The organism is Paracoccus rhizosphaerae (assembly GCF_026162645.1).
Classification (GTDB): domain Bacteria; phylum Pseudomonadota; class Alphaproteobacteria; order Rhodobacterales; family Rhodobacteraceae; genus Paracoccus; species Paracoccus rhizosphaerae.
Window position 1 is genome coordinate 1 of sequence record NZ_JAOTBE010000040.1, and the last position, 15512, is coordinate 15512.

Here is a 15512-nt window from a genome sequence, read left to right on the forward strand (position 1 = left end):
AAGACTGGAGACGTGTCGCCACGCGTTACGACAGGTGCCCGGAGACTTACCTCTCCGCAATCGCATTGGCCGCGACCGTCATGTTCTGGCTGTGATCAAGAACGAGTCCTGACCCTAGGTACTTTGGATGGCGCGCTCGTCATGATATCGCCGATGTAGGACAAGGTGGCGAGTGCTGCGAAGAGGCCGTGGTGGCCATTGACGAGACCGAAAGAGGGTCGCGTGGTCAAATGTCCGCTGTAGATTTCATCGAACTGGAAACTGAACGACTATGCAACACCCCTGCCCGATCATCTTCGACCTTGACGGCACGCTGATCGACAGCGCGCCGGATATTCACGCTTGCGTGAACGCGGTGCTGCGGGAAAACGGGATTGTACCGCTCAGCCTCCAAAGGGTGCGCAGCTTCATCGGTGGCGGCGTGGAGCTTCTCTGGACACGCATCATTGCCGCCACGGGAATTGACCCCGTACACAGGGCGGCGCTGATCGCGGCTTTCATGGCACGCTATCACGATGCGACCGCGCTGACCCGGGTTTTTCCGCATGTTCACGAAGCGATGGGCCAGCTTGTAGACGCCGGCCACCGACTGGGGATCTGCACCAACAAGCCGATGGGCCCGACGCGGGTGATCCTTGATCATTTCGGCATCGATCACCTGATGTCGGTGGTGATCGCCGGCGACAGCCTGCCGCAGAAAAAGCCGCACCCTGCCCCGCTGATCGCGGCATTCGACCAATTGGGCAAAGCGTGCGGTCTCTTCGTCGGTGACAGCGAATACGACGCGCATTGCGCCGCTGCGGTCCCTGTCCCGTTCCTGCTGTTTTCAGGCGGATATCGGACGACTGCCGTTTCGGAACTCCCTCATCTTGCCACGTTCGACGATTTCCAGCGGCTTCCGGGTCTTGTCGCGGACATGGCCGTCGCCTGACGGCGGCCGGAGATGCGTGGAGCTTGACAACCGGGCTGGAAAACCGGCAGGTCAAGCGGTCACCTGATGAAGAAGGGCCAGCCCATGGATCTGCGTCAACTCAGCCCCACCCTTGCCGTGTCACCGCAGATCCTGCCTGAGGACGTGCCGGCGCTGGCGGAGGCCGGCTTCAAGGTGCTTGTCAACAACCGTCCCGATGACGAGGTGACGCCCGACATCGACCACGACGCCATGGCGCAGGCGGCCGCTGATGCGGGAATGAGCTATCATTACCTTCCGTTTCATCCGGGCCAGATCACGCCGCAGCTGATCGCGGATTTTGCAAAGGCGACGGCGGGCCAGGGCGCGGTCATCGCCTATTGCCGCTCGGGCAATCGCAGTACTGTCCTGTGGGCACTGAACCAAGCTGGCAAGATGTCCGAGGACGAGATCGTGCAAAGCGCTGACAAGGCGGGCTACGATATCAGCGGCGTGCGGCCGTTGATATCGTCCTTGGCCAGCCGGAAGGGCTAATTCTCAGGCCGGCACGCCAAGCGCGCGCTTGACGTTCGCAGTCCATCCCAGAAGGGTCTGGTCGTTGGCCTGGATCGCCGGACGCTTCATGACGCTTGGCTTGGCGCCCAGCATCGCCACTGGGTCTGCAGCACGTTCTTCGTCTGACATCCCCCGCCAGGTCAGGCTGGCGCGGTTGATGATCTTCTCGCCGAAATCGGTCACCAGCACTGCACGCTCGTCCTCGGTCAGCGGGTCCTTCTGGACGTCGCGGAACTCGACGGTCCATCCCTGCTCCTCCAAGGCGGCTTGAGCCTTCTGACAGGTCGAGCAATGACCAAGGCCAAGCATCTTCAGTGTCTGCGTCATCCTGGCTTTCCTCAGATCAGGGGCACGAACGGCACGCCGCAGGCGCTCAGCGTCAGAATGGTTGAAAGTGCAAGTAGCAGTCGCATGGGTGGTTCCTTACAGGTTGTGGTCGATCTATCGCCGCCCGGCCCTGCGGCGGCAAGTCACAAGTGATCATCGCCGTGAAGGCGCCGCTTGATCTGCCGCATCCCCAGCCAGACCGCCAGCACAACGAAGGGGGTAAGCACGGCCACCAGGGTGGCCTTGTCCAGCCCGGCCAACTTCGCAAGCGGCGTTGCGGCATAGCCCAGCAGACCGACCGCGTAATAGCTGATGGCGACGACCGACAGCCCCTCGACCGTATGCTGCAGCCGCAACTGCAGGTCGGCACGGCGGTCCATCCGCTCCATGATCTCCTGATTCTGGGCGCTGCGTTCAACGTCCACACGGGTACGCAGCAGTTCCGCCGCCCGCGCAGCGCGTTCCAGCATGGTCGCCAGCCGCTGTTCGGCCGATTTCGTCGTCCGCATCGCGGGCTTGTAGCGGCGGCGCATGAATTCGGTCATCATCTGCCGATCTTGGAACCGCGTCTCACGGAGCGCCGATATCCTGTCATAGACGATGGCCTCGTAGGCCGATGTCGCCCCAAACCGGAAGGAATGCTGCGTGGCCTGCGCCTCGAGCTCGATCGAAACCGACAGAAGATCCTGCAACATCTGCTCGGCCGGGCGCGCCTCATCGGTCATCGAGGCCAGGATAGCGCTCAACCGCGGCTCAAGTTCATTCAGGCGGCGGCTGAGGCTCCGTGCGCGGCCAAGGCCCAGCATTGACATGGCGCGATAGGTTTCCAGCTCGACCAGCCGGTGGACCAGCCTGCCGATCCGCCCTTCCGAGGTGCCGGGCCGAACGTAAACCGCAAAGCGCATCCAGCCGTCAGCGTCGATACGAAAATCCCCGGCCACCAGGGCGGCCTCGTCCAGTACCCAGATCGCCGCCAGGCTGTCGCGGGCGAACCAGCCATAGGCCTGCTTCAGCGCATCCGACGGATCGTCGGGCAGAAGGTCGACCTGGACCATGACCGCCGCGACCCGCCGCCCCGGCGCGGCCTCTTGCCAGGCTTGCGGAAAGATCGCGGCCGCTGAGGGGTCGAAGGGCCGGATCGGAAGGCCAGGCGTCGTCGCCATGTAGGTCACGAACTCGGTATGGCTTTCCCATTTCAGGTCGTGACGCCCAAGGCGCCCTTGATAGTGGCTGTCGTCGGGGTCCGGGCGCGGTCCGCCGTGGCGCGATACCAGCTCGGACAGGTGTGCGGCATCGACGCTGCGGTCGCGGTTCGCGGCGTCCAGCGGTTCCTTGAAGGCCACGAAGACGGCGGTCGTGGGGGCCGGCAGTCGTGGGGACGGACGCGCGTGAAGTTCATTCACCAGCGAATAGCGAAGCGGATGTTCTGACGCGGGATCCATGTTGCTCCTTGGCGGCTGTCTGATCGCCACTGTGATGCCGCATGCGAGTTGCACAAGACCCTGCGCGCGCGGTGCATGCCGTCCGTGTCGCCGGTGCATCATTGGCAGCCCATTAATGCGAAGCGCCCGCCGATCGTGCGACCGGCGGGCGCCATCATGCTGGACGATCGTCAGTCGATCATCGGCAGAAGCTTGTTGATGCTATCCTTGGCATCGCCATAGAACATCCGGGTGTTCTCCTTGAAGAACAGCGGGTTCTCGATGCCTGAATAGCCGGTCCCCTGCCCGCGCTTGCTGACAAAGACCTGTTTGGCTTTCCAGACCTCCAGCACCGGCATCCCGGCGATGGGGCTGTTCGGATCGTCCTGCGCGGCCGGGTTCACGATGTCGTTCGAGCCGATGATGATCACGACATCGGTCGACGGGAAGTCGTCGTTGATCTCGTCCATCTCCAGCACGATGTCATAGGGCACCTTCGCCTCGGCCAAGAGCACGTTCATGTGGCCCGGCAGACGTCCGGCGACGGGGTGGATGGCGAAGCGCACCTCCTTGCCGGCGGCACGCAGCTTGCGCGTCAGTTCGCTGACTGCGCCCTGAGCCTGCGCCACGGCCATGCCGTAGCCGGGAACGATGACGACGCTGTCGGCCTCGTTCAGGGCCGCCGCCACGCCGTCGGCGTCGATGGCAACCTGCTCGCCCTCGATCTCGGCCGCAGGTCCAGTCTCGCCGCCGAAGCCGCCCAGGATCACGCTGACGAAGTTCCGGTTCATCGCCTTGCACATGATGTAGGACAGGATTGCACCGGACGAACCCACCAGCGCGCCCGTGACGATCAGCAGGTCGTTGCCGAGCGTGAAGCCGATGGCCGCTGCCGCCCACCCGGAGTAGCTGTTCAGCATCGACACCACGACCGGCATGTCGGCGCCGCCGATGCCCATAATCAGGTGATAGCCGATGAAGAACGCCAGCAGCGTGATCAGCATCAGCCACAGGATCGCGGGACCTGCGCCGGTGAAATAGAGGATGCCCAGCAGGATCGACAGCGCCAGCGCGCCGGCGTTCAGCATGTGGCCGCCCGGCAGTTTCTTCGGCTTGCCGTCGACCTTCCCCGACAGCTTGCCGAAGGCCACGACCGAACCGGTGAAGGTGACCGCGCCGATGAAGACGCCCAGGAAGACCTCGATCTTCAGCATGGCGATCTCGGCCGGCGTCTTTTCGGCCAGAAGGCCCGCGAAGCCGAAGAAGATCTGCTCGATGCCGTCCATGCGGGCGCGCATCACGCGCGCCAGTTCGATCTGCGCGTTGAAGCCGACGAAGACGGCTGCCAGGCCGACAAGGCTGTGCATGGCGGCGACCAGCTGCGGCATCTCGGTCATCTGGACGCGCTTGGCGACGATCCAGCCGGCGGTGCCGCCGATGGCGATCATGATCAGCGACAAGAACCAGTTGCCGGCACCCGGACCGAACAGCGTCGCCAGCACCGCAAGCGCCATGCCGACGATGCCGTACCAGATGGCGCGCTTGGCGCTTTCCTGCCCAGACAGCCCGCCAAGCGACAGGATGAACAGGATCGAGGCGACCACATAGGCCGCGGTGGTGAATCCGTATTCCATACCTGCCCCCTTACGACTTCTGGAACATGGCGAGCATGCGCCGGGTGACCAGGAAGCCACCGAAAATGTTGACCGAGGCCATCAGCACGGCCAGCGCGCCCAGCAGGACGACCCACCAGGACCCCGACCCGATCTGCATCAGCGCGCCAAGGATGATGATCGAACTGATCGCATTGGTGATCGCCATCAGCGGCGTGTGCAGCGAATGGGCGACGTTCCAGATGACGCGGAAGCCGACAAAGCAGGCCAGCACGAAAACAATGAAGTGCGACATGAAGCTGGCCGGCGCGACAAGCCCGATCAGCAGCAGAAGAAGGCCCCCGCCCACCAGCAGCTTGACCTGGCTGCTCGTCTCGGCCTTGAAGGCGGCAATCTCGGCGGCACGCTTTTCGGCCGGGGTCGGCTCCTTCTTCTTCTCCTTCGGCTTCTGCGCTGCGATGGCCGCGACCTTCGGCGGCGGTGGCGGCCACGTCACGTCGTGGTCATGCGCGACGGTCGCGCCGCGGATCACATCGTCTTCCATGTTGTGATCGATGACGCCGTCCTTCTTGGGCGTCAGGTCGGCCATGAAGTGACGGATGTTGTTGCCGTAGAGCTCGGAGGCCTGGGCGCCCATCCGCGACGGGAAGTCGGTATAGCCGATCACGACCACGCCGTTCTCGGTCACGATGCGCTCGTCGGGAACCGTCAGTTCGCAGTTGCCGCCCTTTTCGGCGGCCAGGTCGATGATGACGCTGCCCTGCTTCATGGCCGCGACCATGTCGGCGGTCCACAGCTTCGGCGCGTCTCGGCCAGGGATCAGCGCGGTCGTGATGACGATGTCCATCTGCGGGGCCAGCTCGCGGAACTTCGCCAGCTGCTTCTCCCGGAACTCGGGGCTGGAGGGGGCCGCATAGCCGCCCGTCGCCGCGCCGTCCTGCGCAGGCTCGTCAAATTCCAGGAAGACGAACTCGGCGCCCATGGATTCAATCTGCTCGGCCACCTCGGGACGCACGTCGAACGCGTGGACCTGTGCGCCCAGGCTGACCGAGGTGCCGATCGCGGCCAGACCCGCGACCCCGGCGCCCACCACCAGCACCTTTGCCGGCGGAACCTTGCCGGCGGCGGTTACCTGCCCGGTGAAGAAGCGCCCGAAGTTGTTCGCGGCCTCGATCACCGCACGATAGCCGGCGATGTTCGCCATGGACGACAGCGCGTCCATCTTCTGCGCCCGGCTGATGCGCGGCACCATGTCCATGGCAATGGCGGTGACACCCTGCTCTTTCGCCAGCGCCAGCAACTCGGCATTCTGCGCGGGATAGAAGAACGAGATGATCGTCTGCCCCTCGCGCATCTGCCGGATCTCGGCCTCAGTGGGCTGGCGTAGCTTCGCCACCACGTCCACGGCGCCGATCAATTCAGCTGCCGTCTGGCACACCGTCACGCCCGCCTTGCGGTAATCCTCGTCGGAAAAGCCTGCCCGGTCGCCCGCGCCGCTTTCGACGAAGACGTCGTGCCCCAGCTTGCCCAAGTGGCCGGCCGAAGATGGCGTCACCGCCACCCGCGCCTCACCCCCGAAGGTTTCCTTCAATGCGCCAATCTTCATGGCTTAACTGTCCCCCGCCTTGTTGATTTCGCAGTCGCGAAACTCATAGCATCGCGAAATATTGTTTCACAAGGCCACGCCTAAGAACATCCGGCGCAAAGTCTGATGGTCGTCTTACGATCCTGGCGTTGCGCTGGCACAGTAAAAGGCCCGGACGCGGCTGCGTCCGGGCCTCGATCGGCGTGTCGGGGGCGATCAGTTCGCCGGCGTGGTCGCGGGTTCTTCGTCCGTCGGGGCGAGCGGCTCGACCGTGGGCTCCGTCGTCGCGGCGGGCGAAAGCGGCTCGACCTCGGGCTCGGCAGTGTCGGTCGGCGCCAACGGCTCTGGCAGCTCCTCTGTCTCGGCCGCGTCGGGGTCCACGGCGTCACTGATGGCATCGCCTGCGTTGTCAGCTGCAGTGGCGGCCGCATCAGCCGCGTCCGAGGCAGCAGCGCCGGCATCTTCGATAGCTTCGTCAACAGCGGCGGCGGTGCTGTCCGCAGCCGATTCGGCGGCAGCGGCGGCGTCATCCGCAGCAGCCTCAGCCTCGGCTGCGGCTTCGTCGGCGGCGGCTTCAGCCTCTGCGGCGGCGTTGTCGGCGGCGGCTTCGGCCTCGGCCGGCTCGTCGACCACAGGCTCTTCTACCGGGGCGGGATCGGTCACGACGATCGCGTCGACGTCATCCGCGGGCGCATCTTCGGTCGTGGTCACCGTGGTGGTGTCGCCTTCAACGACCGGGGTGTCGTCGACCATGAACCACTGCAGCACGAAATACGCCAAGGCCAGCGCCAGCAGGACACCAATGATCAGCGGAAGCGCCGAGGATTTGCGCTCGACCGGCTCGACATAGGTTTCCCGGTGATCAGCTGCGGGTTTGGGTCGGTTCGGGTCGTTGGGATCGTAGGTCATGCTGGCCTCCAAATAACTCAGTCTTATCACCGGATCAGTGGCCCGGCGCGGTTCCGCTGTCAATCGGCAGACTGGTCGCCGCGGCTTGCGAGCCTGCTCTGTGGCGATTAACACGGTGATCACACAAGGGTTCCGGCCCGCGTCGCAAAATTCAGGAAGGCCGCCAAGCATGTCGCAGACTGACCCGCAGCCCGTTCAGTATCTGGCCGACTATCGGCCCTGGCCCTTCACTCTGTCGGAAACGCGGCTGGACGTGACCCTGGCGCCCCGCGACACCCGCGTCCGCGCGGAGTTGCGACTGACCCCGCAGCAGGCCGGCTCCGACCTGGTGCTGGACGGCGGAACGGAACTGCGGCTGATCTCTTTGACCGTTGACGGCCAGCAGCCGGACCCGTCCCACGTGATCCGCGAGGGCGAGCGGCTGACCGTGGTCGCCGCGGCACTTCCGCAAGGACCATTCACGCTGGCAACCGAGGTCGGGATCGACCCGGCCGACAACACCGCCTTCGAGGGGCTTTACCTGTCGAACGGCATCTTCTGCACCCAGTGCGAGGCCGAAGGCTTTCGCCACATCACCTTCTATCCCGATCGCCCGGACGTCATGACGACCTTCAGCGTCACCATCCGCAGCGATCTGCCGGTGCTGTTGTCGAACGGCAACCCGGTGTCGAAGGCGCCGGGCGTCGCCGAGTGGCACGACCCCTGGCCCAAGCCGTGCTATCTGTTCGCCCTGGTCGCGGGCGATCTGGTCGCGGTCAGCGACAGCTTCACGACACGCTCGGGGCGCAAGGTTGCGCTGAACGTCTGGGTGCGGCCCGGCGACCAGCATCGCGCGGACTTCGCCATGCAGTCGCTGATCAAGTCGATGAAGTGGGACGAAGACGTCTATGGTCGCGAATACGACCTGGATGTCTTCAACATCGTCGCGGTCGACGACTTCAACATGGGCGCGATGGAAAACAAGGGGTTGAACATCTTCAACTCGAAACTGGTGCTGGCGTCGCCCGAAACCGCGACCGATGCGGATTACGAACGCATCGAGTCGGTGATCGCCCACGAGTACTTTCACAACTGGACCGGCAACCGGATCACCTGCCGCGACTGGTTCCAGCTGTGCCTGAAGGAAGGATTGACAGTCTTCCGCGACCAGCAGTTCACTAGCGACATGCGCAGCGCCGCCGTCAAGCGGATCGAGGACGTCCAAGCCCTTCGCGCCCGCCAGTTCCGAGAGGATCAGGGCCCGCTGGCCCATCCGCCGCGCCCGGACCACTACGAGGAGATCAACAACTTCTACACCGCGACCGTCTATGAGAAGGGCGCCGAGGTGATCGGGATGCTGAAGCGGCTGGTGGGTAATGACGGCTACGCCAAAGCGCTGGACCTCTATTTCGACCGGCACGACGGAGACGCGGCGACGATCGAGGATTGGCTGAAGGTTTTCGAGGACGCCACTGGGCGCGACCTGGCGCAGTTCAAGCGCTGGTACACTGATGCCGGAACCCCCGTGGTCGAGATGTCAGAGGATTGGCAGGACGGCCGCCTGACGCTGAGCTTCCGCCAGTCGACACCGCCGACGCCGGGCCAGACCGAGAAGCCCGCCCGCATCATCCCGATCGCCGTGGGCCTTCTGGGTCCGAACGGCGACGAGGTGGCCGGAACACGGGTGCTGGAACTGTCAGAGGACAGCCAGAGCTTCGACTTCGACGGCCTCTCGGCGCGACCGGTCGTATCTGCGCTGCGAGGATTCTCGGCGCCCATCATCCTGCGCCGCGATCTTGACGATGCGACGCGGGCGTTCCTTCTGGCGCATGACACAGACCCTTTCGCGCGGTGGGAGGCCGGGCGCGAACTGGCACTGTCTGCCCTGACGACACTGGCAACGGGCGGCGAGGCCGGTTCAAGTTATATCGCCTCCATCGGTGCGCTTATTGCCGAAGATCAGACCGACCCGGCCTTTCGCGCGCTGAGCCTGAACCTGCCGGGAGAAGAGGAAATCGCCACGCGGCTGGCGTATCTCGGGCAGACGCCTGACCCCGATGCCATCCATACCGCCCGCACCGACCTGGCCCGGCGCATTGCATCTGCGCACGAGCCGCTGCTGTCACGCATCTATGATGAGATGACGGTGCCAGGCGCATATTCACCTGACGCCGTCTCGGCCGCGCGCCGCGCGCTGCGGATCGCGGCACTGGGGCTTCTTGGCCGCATCGATGGCGGCGAACGCGCCGAGGTCCTGTTCGGCGTCGCCGGCAACATGACCGAGCGGATGGCCGCGCTGGCCGTCCTTCTGCGGCTTGGCCACGGTGCTCCGGCCCTTGCGGCACTGCTGGACGAGTTCGGGGACAACCGCCTGGTCATGGACAAGTGGTTCAGCATCCAAGCCATGGCCGCCCCGCCCCAGGACGCGGTCGCTGTCGCGAGCGCGCTGGCGGAACGGAATGATTTCGACTGGAAGAACCCGAACCGGTTCCGTGCGCTGCTGGGCGGGCTTGCCGCCAACCACGCAGGATTTCATTCGGTTGACGGATCGGGCTATGCCTTTACCGCCGACTGGTTGATCCGCATGGATGCGGTCAACCCGCAGATCGCCGCCCGCATGTCCACCGCCTTCGAGACCTGGCCGCGCTATGACGAGATGCGGCGCGCACATGCGCGGGCGGCGCTGGAACGGATCGCCTCTGTGAAGGGTTTAAGTCGAAACACGCGCGAAATGGTCTCGCGCATGATCGCCGCCGGGCGCTGAGGGGGGAAGCGATGGGCAAGACAGATGACGCCCGCGCTGAGATGCGCGCTCGCCTGGACCCGCTGATCGAGGAACGGGCGCCCTGGCTGTTTTCCACGAAGCCGCATCACCAGCTGGCGCGGCAGGCCATGATGCGCCTGCTGCAATACCCCAGGACGGTCGAGCTGGGGGCAGAGTTCCGCGACATGCCACCATCAGAGATCTTCCGCCGGATGAGTGATATGATCGTCCACGACCTGCGGGTCGAGGGTCTGGAGCACCTGCCGGCGACCGGCCCCGCGCTGATCGTCGCGAACCACCCGACCGGTATCGCTGATGGCATCTTCCTGAACGCGGTCGTATCCCAACTGCGTGACGACCTGTTCATCTATGCTAATCACGACATGATCCGCGTCCTGCCTCAGATGGTCGAGATGATCGCTCCGGTCGAGTGGCGGATCGAGAAGCGAAGCCATGCCAAGACGCGGGCGACGATGGACTATACCCGCGATGCCTTGGGCGCGGGGCGGATCGGACTGATCTTCCCGTCGGGGCGACTGGCCAAGCGGCGCGGACTGACGTTGCACGAGCGGCCGTGGATGGCCAGCGCGGCGATGATCGCGCGCAAGTTCGACGTGCCGGTGATTCCGCTGCGGATCCGGGCCCGGAACTCGGCGCTGTTCTATCTGTTCGACCGGATCCACCCGACGCTTCGTGACGTGACCTTGTTCAACGAGGTGCTGAACAAGACCAGGCAGTCCTATCGCGTGACCATCGGCGAACCCATCGCGCCCTCGGCCTTGCCCCGCAGCGGCGAGGAGGCGATCGCCGTGCTGCGAGATCTGGTCCTGGCGCTACCCGAGCCTGGCGTGAACGCCGCGCGCCTGAGCCGAGAGCGCGGTGTTCCCCGGCTGGTTGGTGCGCGCAGGCCCGTCGGCGGCTGATTGCGTCCCGCGACGGCCCGGGGGGCCGGCCCCCCGGACCCCCCTGGCCTGCCCTGTGCCGGTCGGAAGGTCAGACAGCCATGTCGTCGCGGTGGATCAGCGCTGCGCGTCCGGGATAGCCCAGGATCGCCTCGATCTCGGCGCTGCGGTGACCAGCGATCCTGCGCGCTTCGTCAGAGGTGTAGCGCGTCAGTCCGGTGGCGAGGCGCTGCCCGGCAGGTCCTTTGACAAGAACAGGGTCGCCTCGCCCGAATTCGCCATCGATATGCGTCACTCCGGCTGGAAGAAGCGATTTCCCCTGGCCAAGCGCCACCGCCGCCCCATCGTCGACTTGCAGCGTTCCCCGTGGTTTCATCGCTACAATCCAGCGCTTGCGGGCCTGCTGAGGGTCGGCCTCGGGCAGGAACCAGGTGGCGCGGGCGCCCTTGGTGATTGCCGTCAGCGGGCGCAGGGTTGACCCTTCGGCAATGGCCATGGCGCAGCCGCCGGCAACGGCGGTCCGTGCCGCCAACAGCTTGGTCTTCATTCCTCCCTTCGACAGCCCCGATACCGGGTCGCCGCCCATAGCCTCGATCTCGGGCGTAATCGCGTCCACGACCGGCAGGTGGCGGGCGGTAGATTCTGTCTTGGGATTGGCGGTATAGAGCCCGTCCACGTCGGACAGCAGCAGCAGTTGGTCAGCGCCGCAGGTCACGGCGATCTGCGCAGCCAGGCGGTCGTTGTCGCCAAAGCGGATCTCGTCCGTGGCGACGGTGTCGTTTTCGTTGACGATAGGCACCACGCCAAGCGACAACAGCGTCTGCATCGTCGCACGACTGTTCAGATAGCGACGACGATCAGCGCTGTCCTCCAGCGTCAGCAGGACCTGTGCGGTGGCGACGCCGTGCGGGGCCAATGCCTCCTCGTAGGAGCGGGCCAGGCGGATCTGTCCGACGGCTGCGGCGGCTTGCGCCTGTTCCAGGGGCAGCGCGCCCGGAGGCAGGGCCAGAACACGCCGCCCAAGCGCAATCGAACCGGAGCTTACAAGCACCACGTCGCAGCCCCGTGACCGCCAGGCGGCCACGTCGTCGCAGAAGGCCCGCAGCCAATCCGCACGCAGCCCGTCAGGTCCGACCAAAAGGGCCGAGCCGATCTTGACGACCAGCCGGCGCGCGCCGGCAAGCGACGGTGCGGTCACGGCTGCCATGTCCCTTGACTGCCTTTGGACGCTGGCGCACGCGTTGGTTCGATCTGTGCCCAGAGCGCGCGCAGCACCTCGGTGACGCCGGTCCTGGCCACGCCCGACATCAGCATGACGGGATGGCCAAGCTCGGCCTCAAGCGCGGCGCGTCGTTCGGCCAGGGTTTCGTCGTCCAGCGCGTCGATCTTGTTCAGCGCAGTAACGCGCGGCTTCTGGATCAACACCGGGGAATAGGCCGCAAGCTCGGTCAGGATCGTGCGGGCGTCCTCGGCCACGGTTTCAGAGGTGCCATCGACCAGATGCAGGAGGACGTTGCTGCGTTCGACATGGCCCAGGAACTGGTCGCCCAGGCCCCTTCCCTCGCTGGCGCCTTCGATCAGGCCGGGAATGTCGGCAATGACGAATTCGCGGCCATCCACGCCGACAACGCCAAGGTTCGGGTGCAGCGTGGTGAAAGGGTAATCCGCGATCTTGGGTCGCGCATTCGACACGGCCGCCAGGAAGGTCGACTTGCCGGCATTGGGCAGGCCCAGAAGACCCGCATCGGCGATCAGCTTGAGGCGCAGCCAGATGACGCGCTCGACCCCCTCCTGCCCCGGGTTGGCGTTCCGGGGGGACCGGTTGGTCGAGGTCTTGAAATGTAGGTTGCCCCAGCCGCCGTTGCCGCCCTTGGCCAGAAGGACGCGCTGGCCGACCTCGGTCAGGTCGGCGATCACAGTTTCCTCGTCCTCGTCCAGGATCTCGGTGCCCACGGGGACGCGCAGGGTGATGTCATCGCCCGACTTGCCGGTCATCTGGCTGCCCATGCCGTGCTGGCCGGACTTGGCGAAGAAATGCTGCTGATAGCGGAAGTCGATCAGCGTGTTCAGCCCGTCCACCGCCTCGGCCCAGACATCGCCGCCGCGCCCGCCATCGCCGCCGTCGGGGCCGCCATATTCGATGAATTTCTCGCGCCGGAAGGACACGCAGCCCGCGCCGCCGCCGCCGGACCGGATATAGACTTTGGCGAGGTCGAGGAATTTCATCTGCAGGCTCCTTTTGCGGGTGACGGATACGCCCTTGCCCCAGACCGCGCAAGGGTCGCGGGCTGGCAAAGCGGCCGCTGCCTCCTATGTAATGTCCAAAGGAGACCGCGATGATCCACTTCGACAACAGCTATGCCCGGATGCCGCAGGGGTTCTTTGCCCGGGTCGATCCGACACCCGTGACAAAGCCCCGGCTTCTGGCCCTGAACGCGCCGCTGGCGGAGAGGCTGGGTCTGGACGCGGACATGCTGCGGACGCCCGAGGGGGTGGCGATGCTGGCGGGCAATGCCGTTCCCGAAGGGGCCGAGCCGATCGCGCAGGCCTATGCGGGCCATCAGTTCGGCGGCTTCGTGCCGCAGCTGGGCGACGGCCGCGCGGTGCTGCTGGGCGAGGTCGTGGCCCCGGACGGCGCCCGCTTCGACATGCAGTTGAAGGGGTCGGGGCCGACGCCATTCTCCCGCAGGGGTGACGGGCGCGCGTGGATGGGACCGGTGCTGCGCGAATACGTTGTCAGCGAGTTCATGGCGGCCATGGACGTCCCGACCACTCGTGCCCTGGCGGCCGTCGCCACGGGCGAGGAGGTCTGGAGGGAACAAGGTGGCCTGCCCGGCGCGGTGCTGACCCGCGTCGCCGCCAGCCACATCCGTGTGGGCACGTTCCAGTATTTCGCCGTGCGCGACCGCAAGGACGCCTTGCAGGCCCTGACCGACCACGTCATCGCGCGGCATTACCCTGACGCCACGGGGCCCTTGGACCTTCTGGACCGCGTCGTCGAGCGGCAGGCGCAGACCATTGCGCAGTGGATGTCGCTTGGGTTCATTCACGGGGTGATGAACACCGACAACATGGCGATCTCGGGCGAGACGATCGACTATGGCCCCTGCGCCTTCATGGACATCTATCATCCGGACACGGTATTTTCGTCCATCGACCGGACGGGACGCTATGCTTGGGCGAACCAGCCGCAGATCGCGGTGTGGAACCTTGCGCAGTTCGCCACCTGCCTGATCCCGCTGATGGGCGACGAGGCAGAGGCCGTCGAGGCCGCGACGCAGTCGGTCCACCGCTTCGCGCCGCTCTATCAGGCTGCGTGGCAGAGGCGTTTCGGCGCCAAGCTGGGCATCGATGGCGCGCCGAACCAGGCGCTGATCGAGCGGTTGCTGGGGCTGATGGCGCAGCAGCGCGCCGATTTCACCCGCGTGTTCGTGGGGCTGTCAGACGGCAGCGCACGGGACGAATTCACCGACCGCAGTGCGTTCGACGCCTGGGCGCGCGATTGGCAGGCGCTGTCGTCCGACCAAGACGCCATGGCGCGCGCAAACCCGCGCCGCATCCCGCGCAACCACCAGGTTGAGGCCGCCATCGCCTCGGCGGTGGCGGGCGACATGACCCGCTTCGATCGGCTGTTCGACGCGGTGACGCACCCTCGCGAGGCGCGGGATGAATGGGCGGATTTGGCTACGCCGCCCTTGCCGGATCAGGTCGTGCACCAGACCTTCTGCGGGACCTGACGCCTCTTCATGCAGGCAGACCCTTGCGGGTCGCGGGATCGTCGTCATGATCCCGGCACTGTCGACGAATGGGCGCAAACAGGACGAAGATGCTGAAACTGGCCAGTTATAACCTACACAAATGCCGCGGCATGACCGGCCCTCACGCGCCGCTGCGCAACCTGGCCGTCATCCGCGCGCTTGATCCCGACATCATCGCGTTGCAGGAGGTCGACTTCCGATATGGCGTCCGTCCCGAGGCTTTGCCGCGCAAGCTGATCCAGGCCGAAACGGGGCTTCTGCCCGCGCGGATCACCGGCACCAGCGACAGTAGCCTGGGCTGGCACGGCCAGACCATCCTGATGCGCCCCCATCTGGCCGAGATCGCCGTGCTGCGCCGCCTGCCCCTGCCGGGGCTGGAGCCACGGGGCGCCATCGCGCTGCGCCTGCCGGGGCTGACGGTCATTGGCGTCCATCTGGGGCTGGCGCGGTCCTCTCGTCGCCAGCAGCTGGCCCGCATCACGGCGCAGGCCGCCCGCATTGCCGAAGACCGCGTCGTGATGATGGGCGACTTCAACGAATGGCGTGACGATCGCGGGCTTGAATCGCTGGCGGGGTACAGGGTCGTGGCGCCGGGGCCGTCCTATCCCGCGCCGCTGCCGCAGCTGCGGCTGGACCGGATGGCGATGTCGACGAACCTCGACCTGGTCGAGACCGGCGTTTTCGCGGGCGCGGGCGCGCGCGACGCCTCGGACCATCTGCCGATCTGGGCGCGCATCAAGCTGCCGTGAAGATTGGCGCTTTCGGCATGGCCGCAGGCCCGCTATGAAG

13 protein-coding genes and 1 pseudogene are annotated in these 15512 nt (G+C 65.7%); 7 read left to right on the plus strand and 7 right to left on the minus strand.

Annotated elements, in window-relative coordinates:
- The 3 genes and pseudogenes from OC184_RS13395 to OC184_RS13405 all read left to right on the plus strand — a co-directional run.
- A pseudogene (locus OC184_RS13395) lies at window positions 1-95 on the plus strand (IS5/IS1182 family transposase); the annotation flags it as partial.
- 176 nt (window positions 96-271) lie between these two features.
- Window positions 272-931: a phosphoglycolate phosphatase gene (gph, locus tag OC184_RS13400; RefSeq protein ID WP_265507686.1), complete on the plus strand. Its 660-nt coding sequence runs from the start codon at window positions 272-274 to the stop codon at window positions 929-931.
- Between the two features lie 84 nt (window positions 932-1015).
- Window positions 1016-1444 carry a TIGR01244 family sulfur transferase gene (locus tag OC184_RS13405; RefSeq protein ID WP_265507687.1) on the plus strand — a complete coding sequence of 143 codons (429 nt, stop codon included), beginning with the start codon at window positions 1016-1018 and terminating at the stop codon, window positions 1442-1444.
- 3 nt (window positions 1445-1447) lie between these two features.
- Here the strand turns inward: OC184_RS13405 and OC184_RS13410 are convergent, their stop codons facing one another.
- From OC184_RS13410 to OC184_RS13430, 5 genes are all read right to left on the minus strand, one after another.
- The gene (locus tag OC184_RS13410) at window positions 1448-1792 is read right to left on the minus strand and encodes an arsenate reductase family protein (RefSeq protein WP_265507688.1); all 345 of its coding nucleotides are present in this window, start codon (window positions 1790-1792) and stop codon (window positions 1448-1450) included.
- Between the two features lie 143 nt (window positions 1793-1935).
- A complete protein-coding gene (locus OC184_RS13415) occupies window positions 1936-3234 on the minus strand; it encodes a DUF3422 family protein (RefSeq protein ID WP_265507689.1) in 1299 nt (432 codons plus the stop codon).
- 170 nt (window positions 3235-3404) lie between these two features.
- A complete protein-coding gene (locus tag OC184_RS13420; RefSeq protein ID WP_265507690.1) occupies window positions 3405-4847 on the minus strand; it encodes an NAD(P)(+) transhydrogenase (Re/Si-specific) subunit beta in 1443 nt (480 codons plus the stop codon).
- Between the two features lie 10 nt (window positions 4848-4857).
- Window positions 4858-6432, minus strand: coding sequence for a Re/Si-specific NAD(P)(+) transhydrogenase subunit alpha (locus OC184_RS13425; RefSeq protein ID WP_265507691.1), 1575 nt, complete (start codon window positions 6430-6432; stop codon window positions 4858-4860).
- Window positions 6433-6627: 195 nt separating this feature from the next.
- Window positions 6628-7320, minus strand: a complete 693-nt coding sequence (locus tag OC184_RS13430; RefSeq protein ID WP_265507692.1) for a hypothetical protein — start codon at window positions 7318-7320, stop codon at window positions 6628-6630.
- A gap of 169 nt (window positions 7321-7489) precedes the next feature.
- Here OC184_RS13430 and pepN point away from each other — a divergent pair, with 169 nt between their 5' ends.
- Both pepN and OC184_RS13440 read left to right on the plus strand, forming a co-directional pair.
- On the plus strand, window positions 7490-10063 hold the full coding sequence (gene pepN, locus OC184_RS13435; protein WP_265507693.1) for an aminopeptidase N: 2574 nt from the start codon (window positions 7490-7492) through the stop codon (window positions 10061-10063).
- 11 nt (window positions 10064-10074) lie between these two features.
- Complete coding sequence (locus tag OC184_RS13440) at window positions 10075-10986, plus strand: 1-acyl-sn-glycerol-3-phosphate acyltransferase (RefSeq protein WP_265507694.1); 912 nt, start codon at window positions 10075-10077, stop codon at window positions 10984-10986.
- 70 nt (window positions 10987-11056) lie between these two features.
- Here the strand turns inward: OC184_RS13440 and proB are convergent, their stop codons facing one another.
- Both proB and obgE read right to left on the minus strand, forming a co-directional pair.
- On the minus strand, window positions 11057-12172 hold the full coding sequence (gene proB, locus OC184_RS13445) for a glutamate 5-kinase (protein WP_265507695.1): 1116 nt from the start codon (window positions 12170-12172) through the stop codon (window positions 11057-11059).
- Window positions 12160-13191 (minus strand): GTPase ObgE, encoded by a 1032-nt coding sequence (obgE, locus tag OC184_RS13450; RefSeq protein WP_265507696.1) that lies wholly within the window; start codon window positions 13189-13191, stop codon window positions 12160-12162. Before obgE ends, proB begins: the two co-directional genes overlap by 13 nt.
- A 110-nt stretch (window positions 13192-13301) precedes the next feature.
- On the opposite strand from obgE, the gene OC184_RS13455 reads away from it, so the two are divergent.
- Both OC184_RS13455 and OC184_RS13460 read left to right on the plus strand, forming a co-directional pair.
- Complete coding sequence (locus tag OC184_RS13455) at window positions 13302-14702, plus strand: protein adenylyltransferase SelO (RefSeq protein ID WP_265507697.1); 1401 nt, start codon at window positions 13302-13304, stop codon at window positions 14700-14702.
- A gap of 89 nt (window positions 14703-14791) precedes the next feature.
- Window positions 14792-15472 (plus strand): endonuclease/exonuclease/phosphatase family protein, encoded by a 681-nt coding sequence (locus OC184_RS13460; protein ID WP_265507698.1) that lies wholly within the window; start codon window positions 14792-14794, stop codon window positions 15470-15472.
- The last annotated feature ends 40 nt before the right edge of the window (window positions 15473-15512 follow it).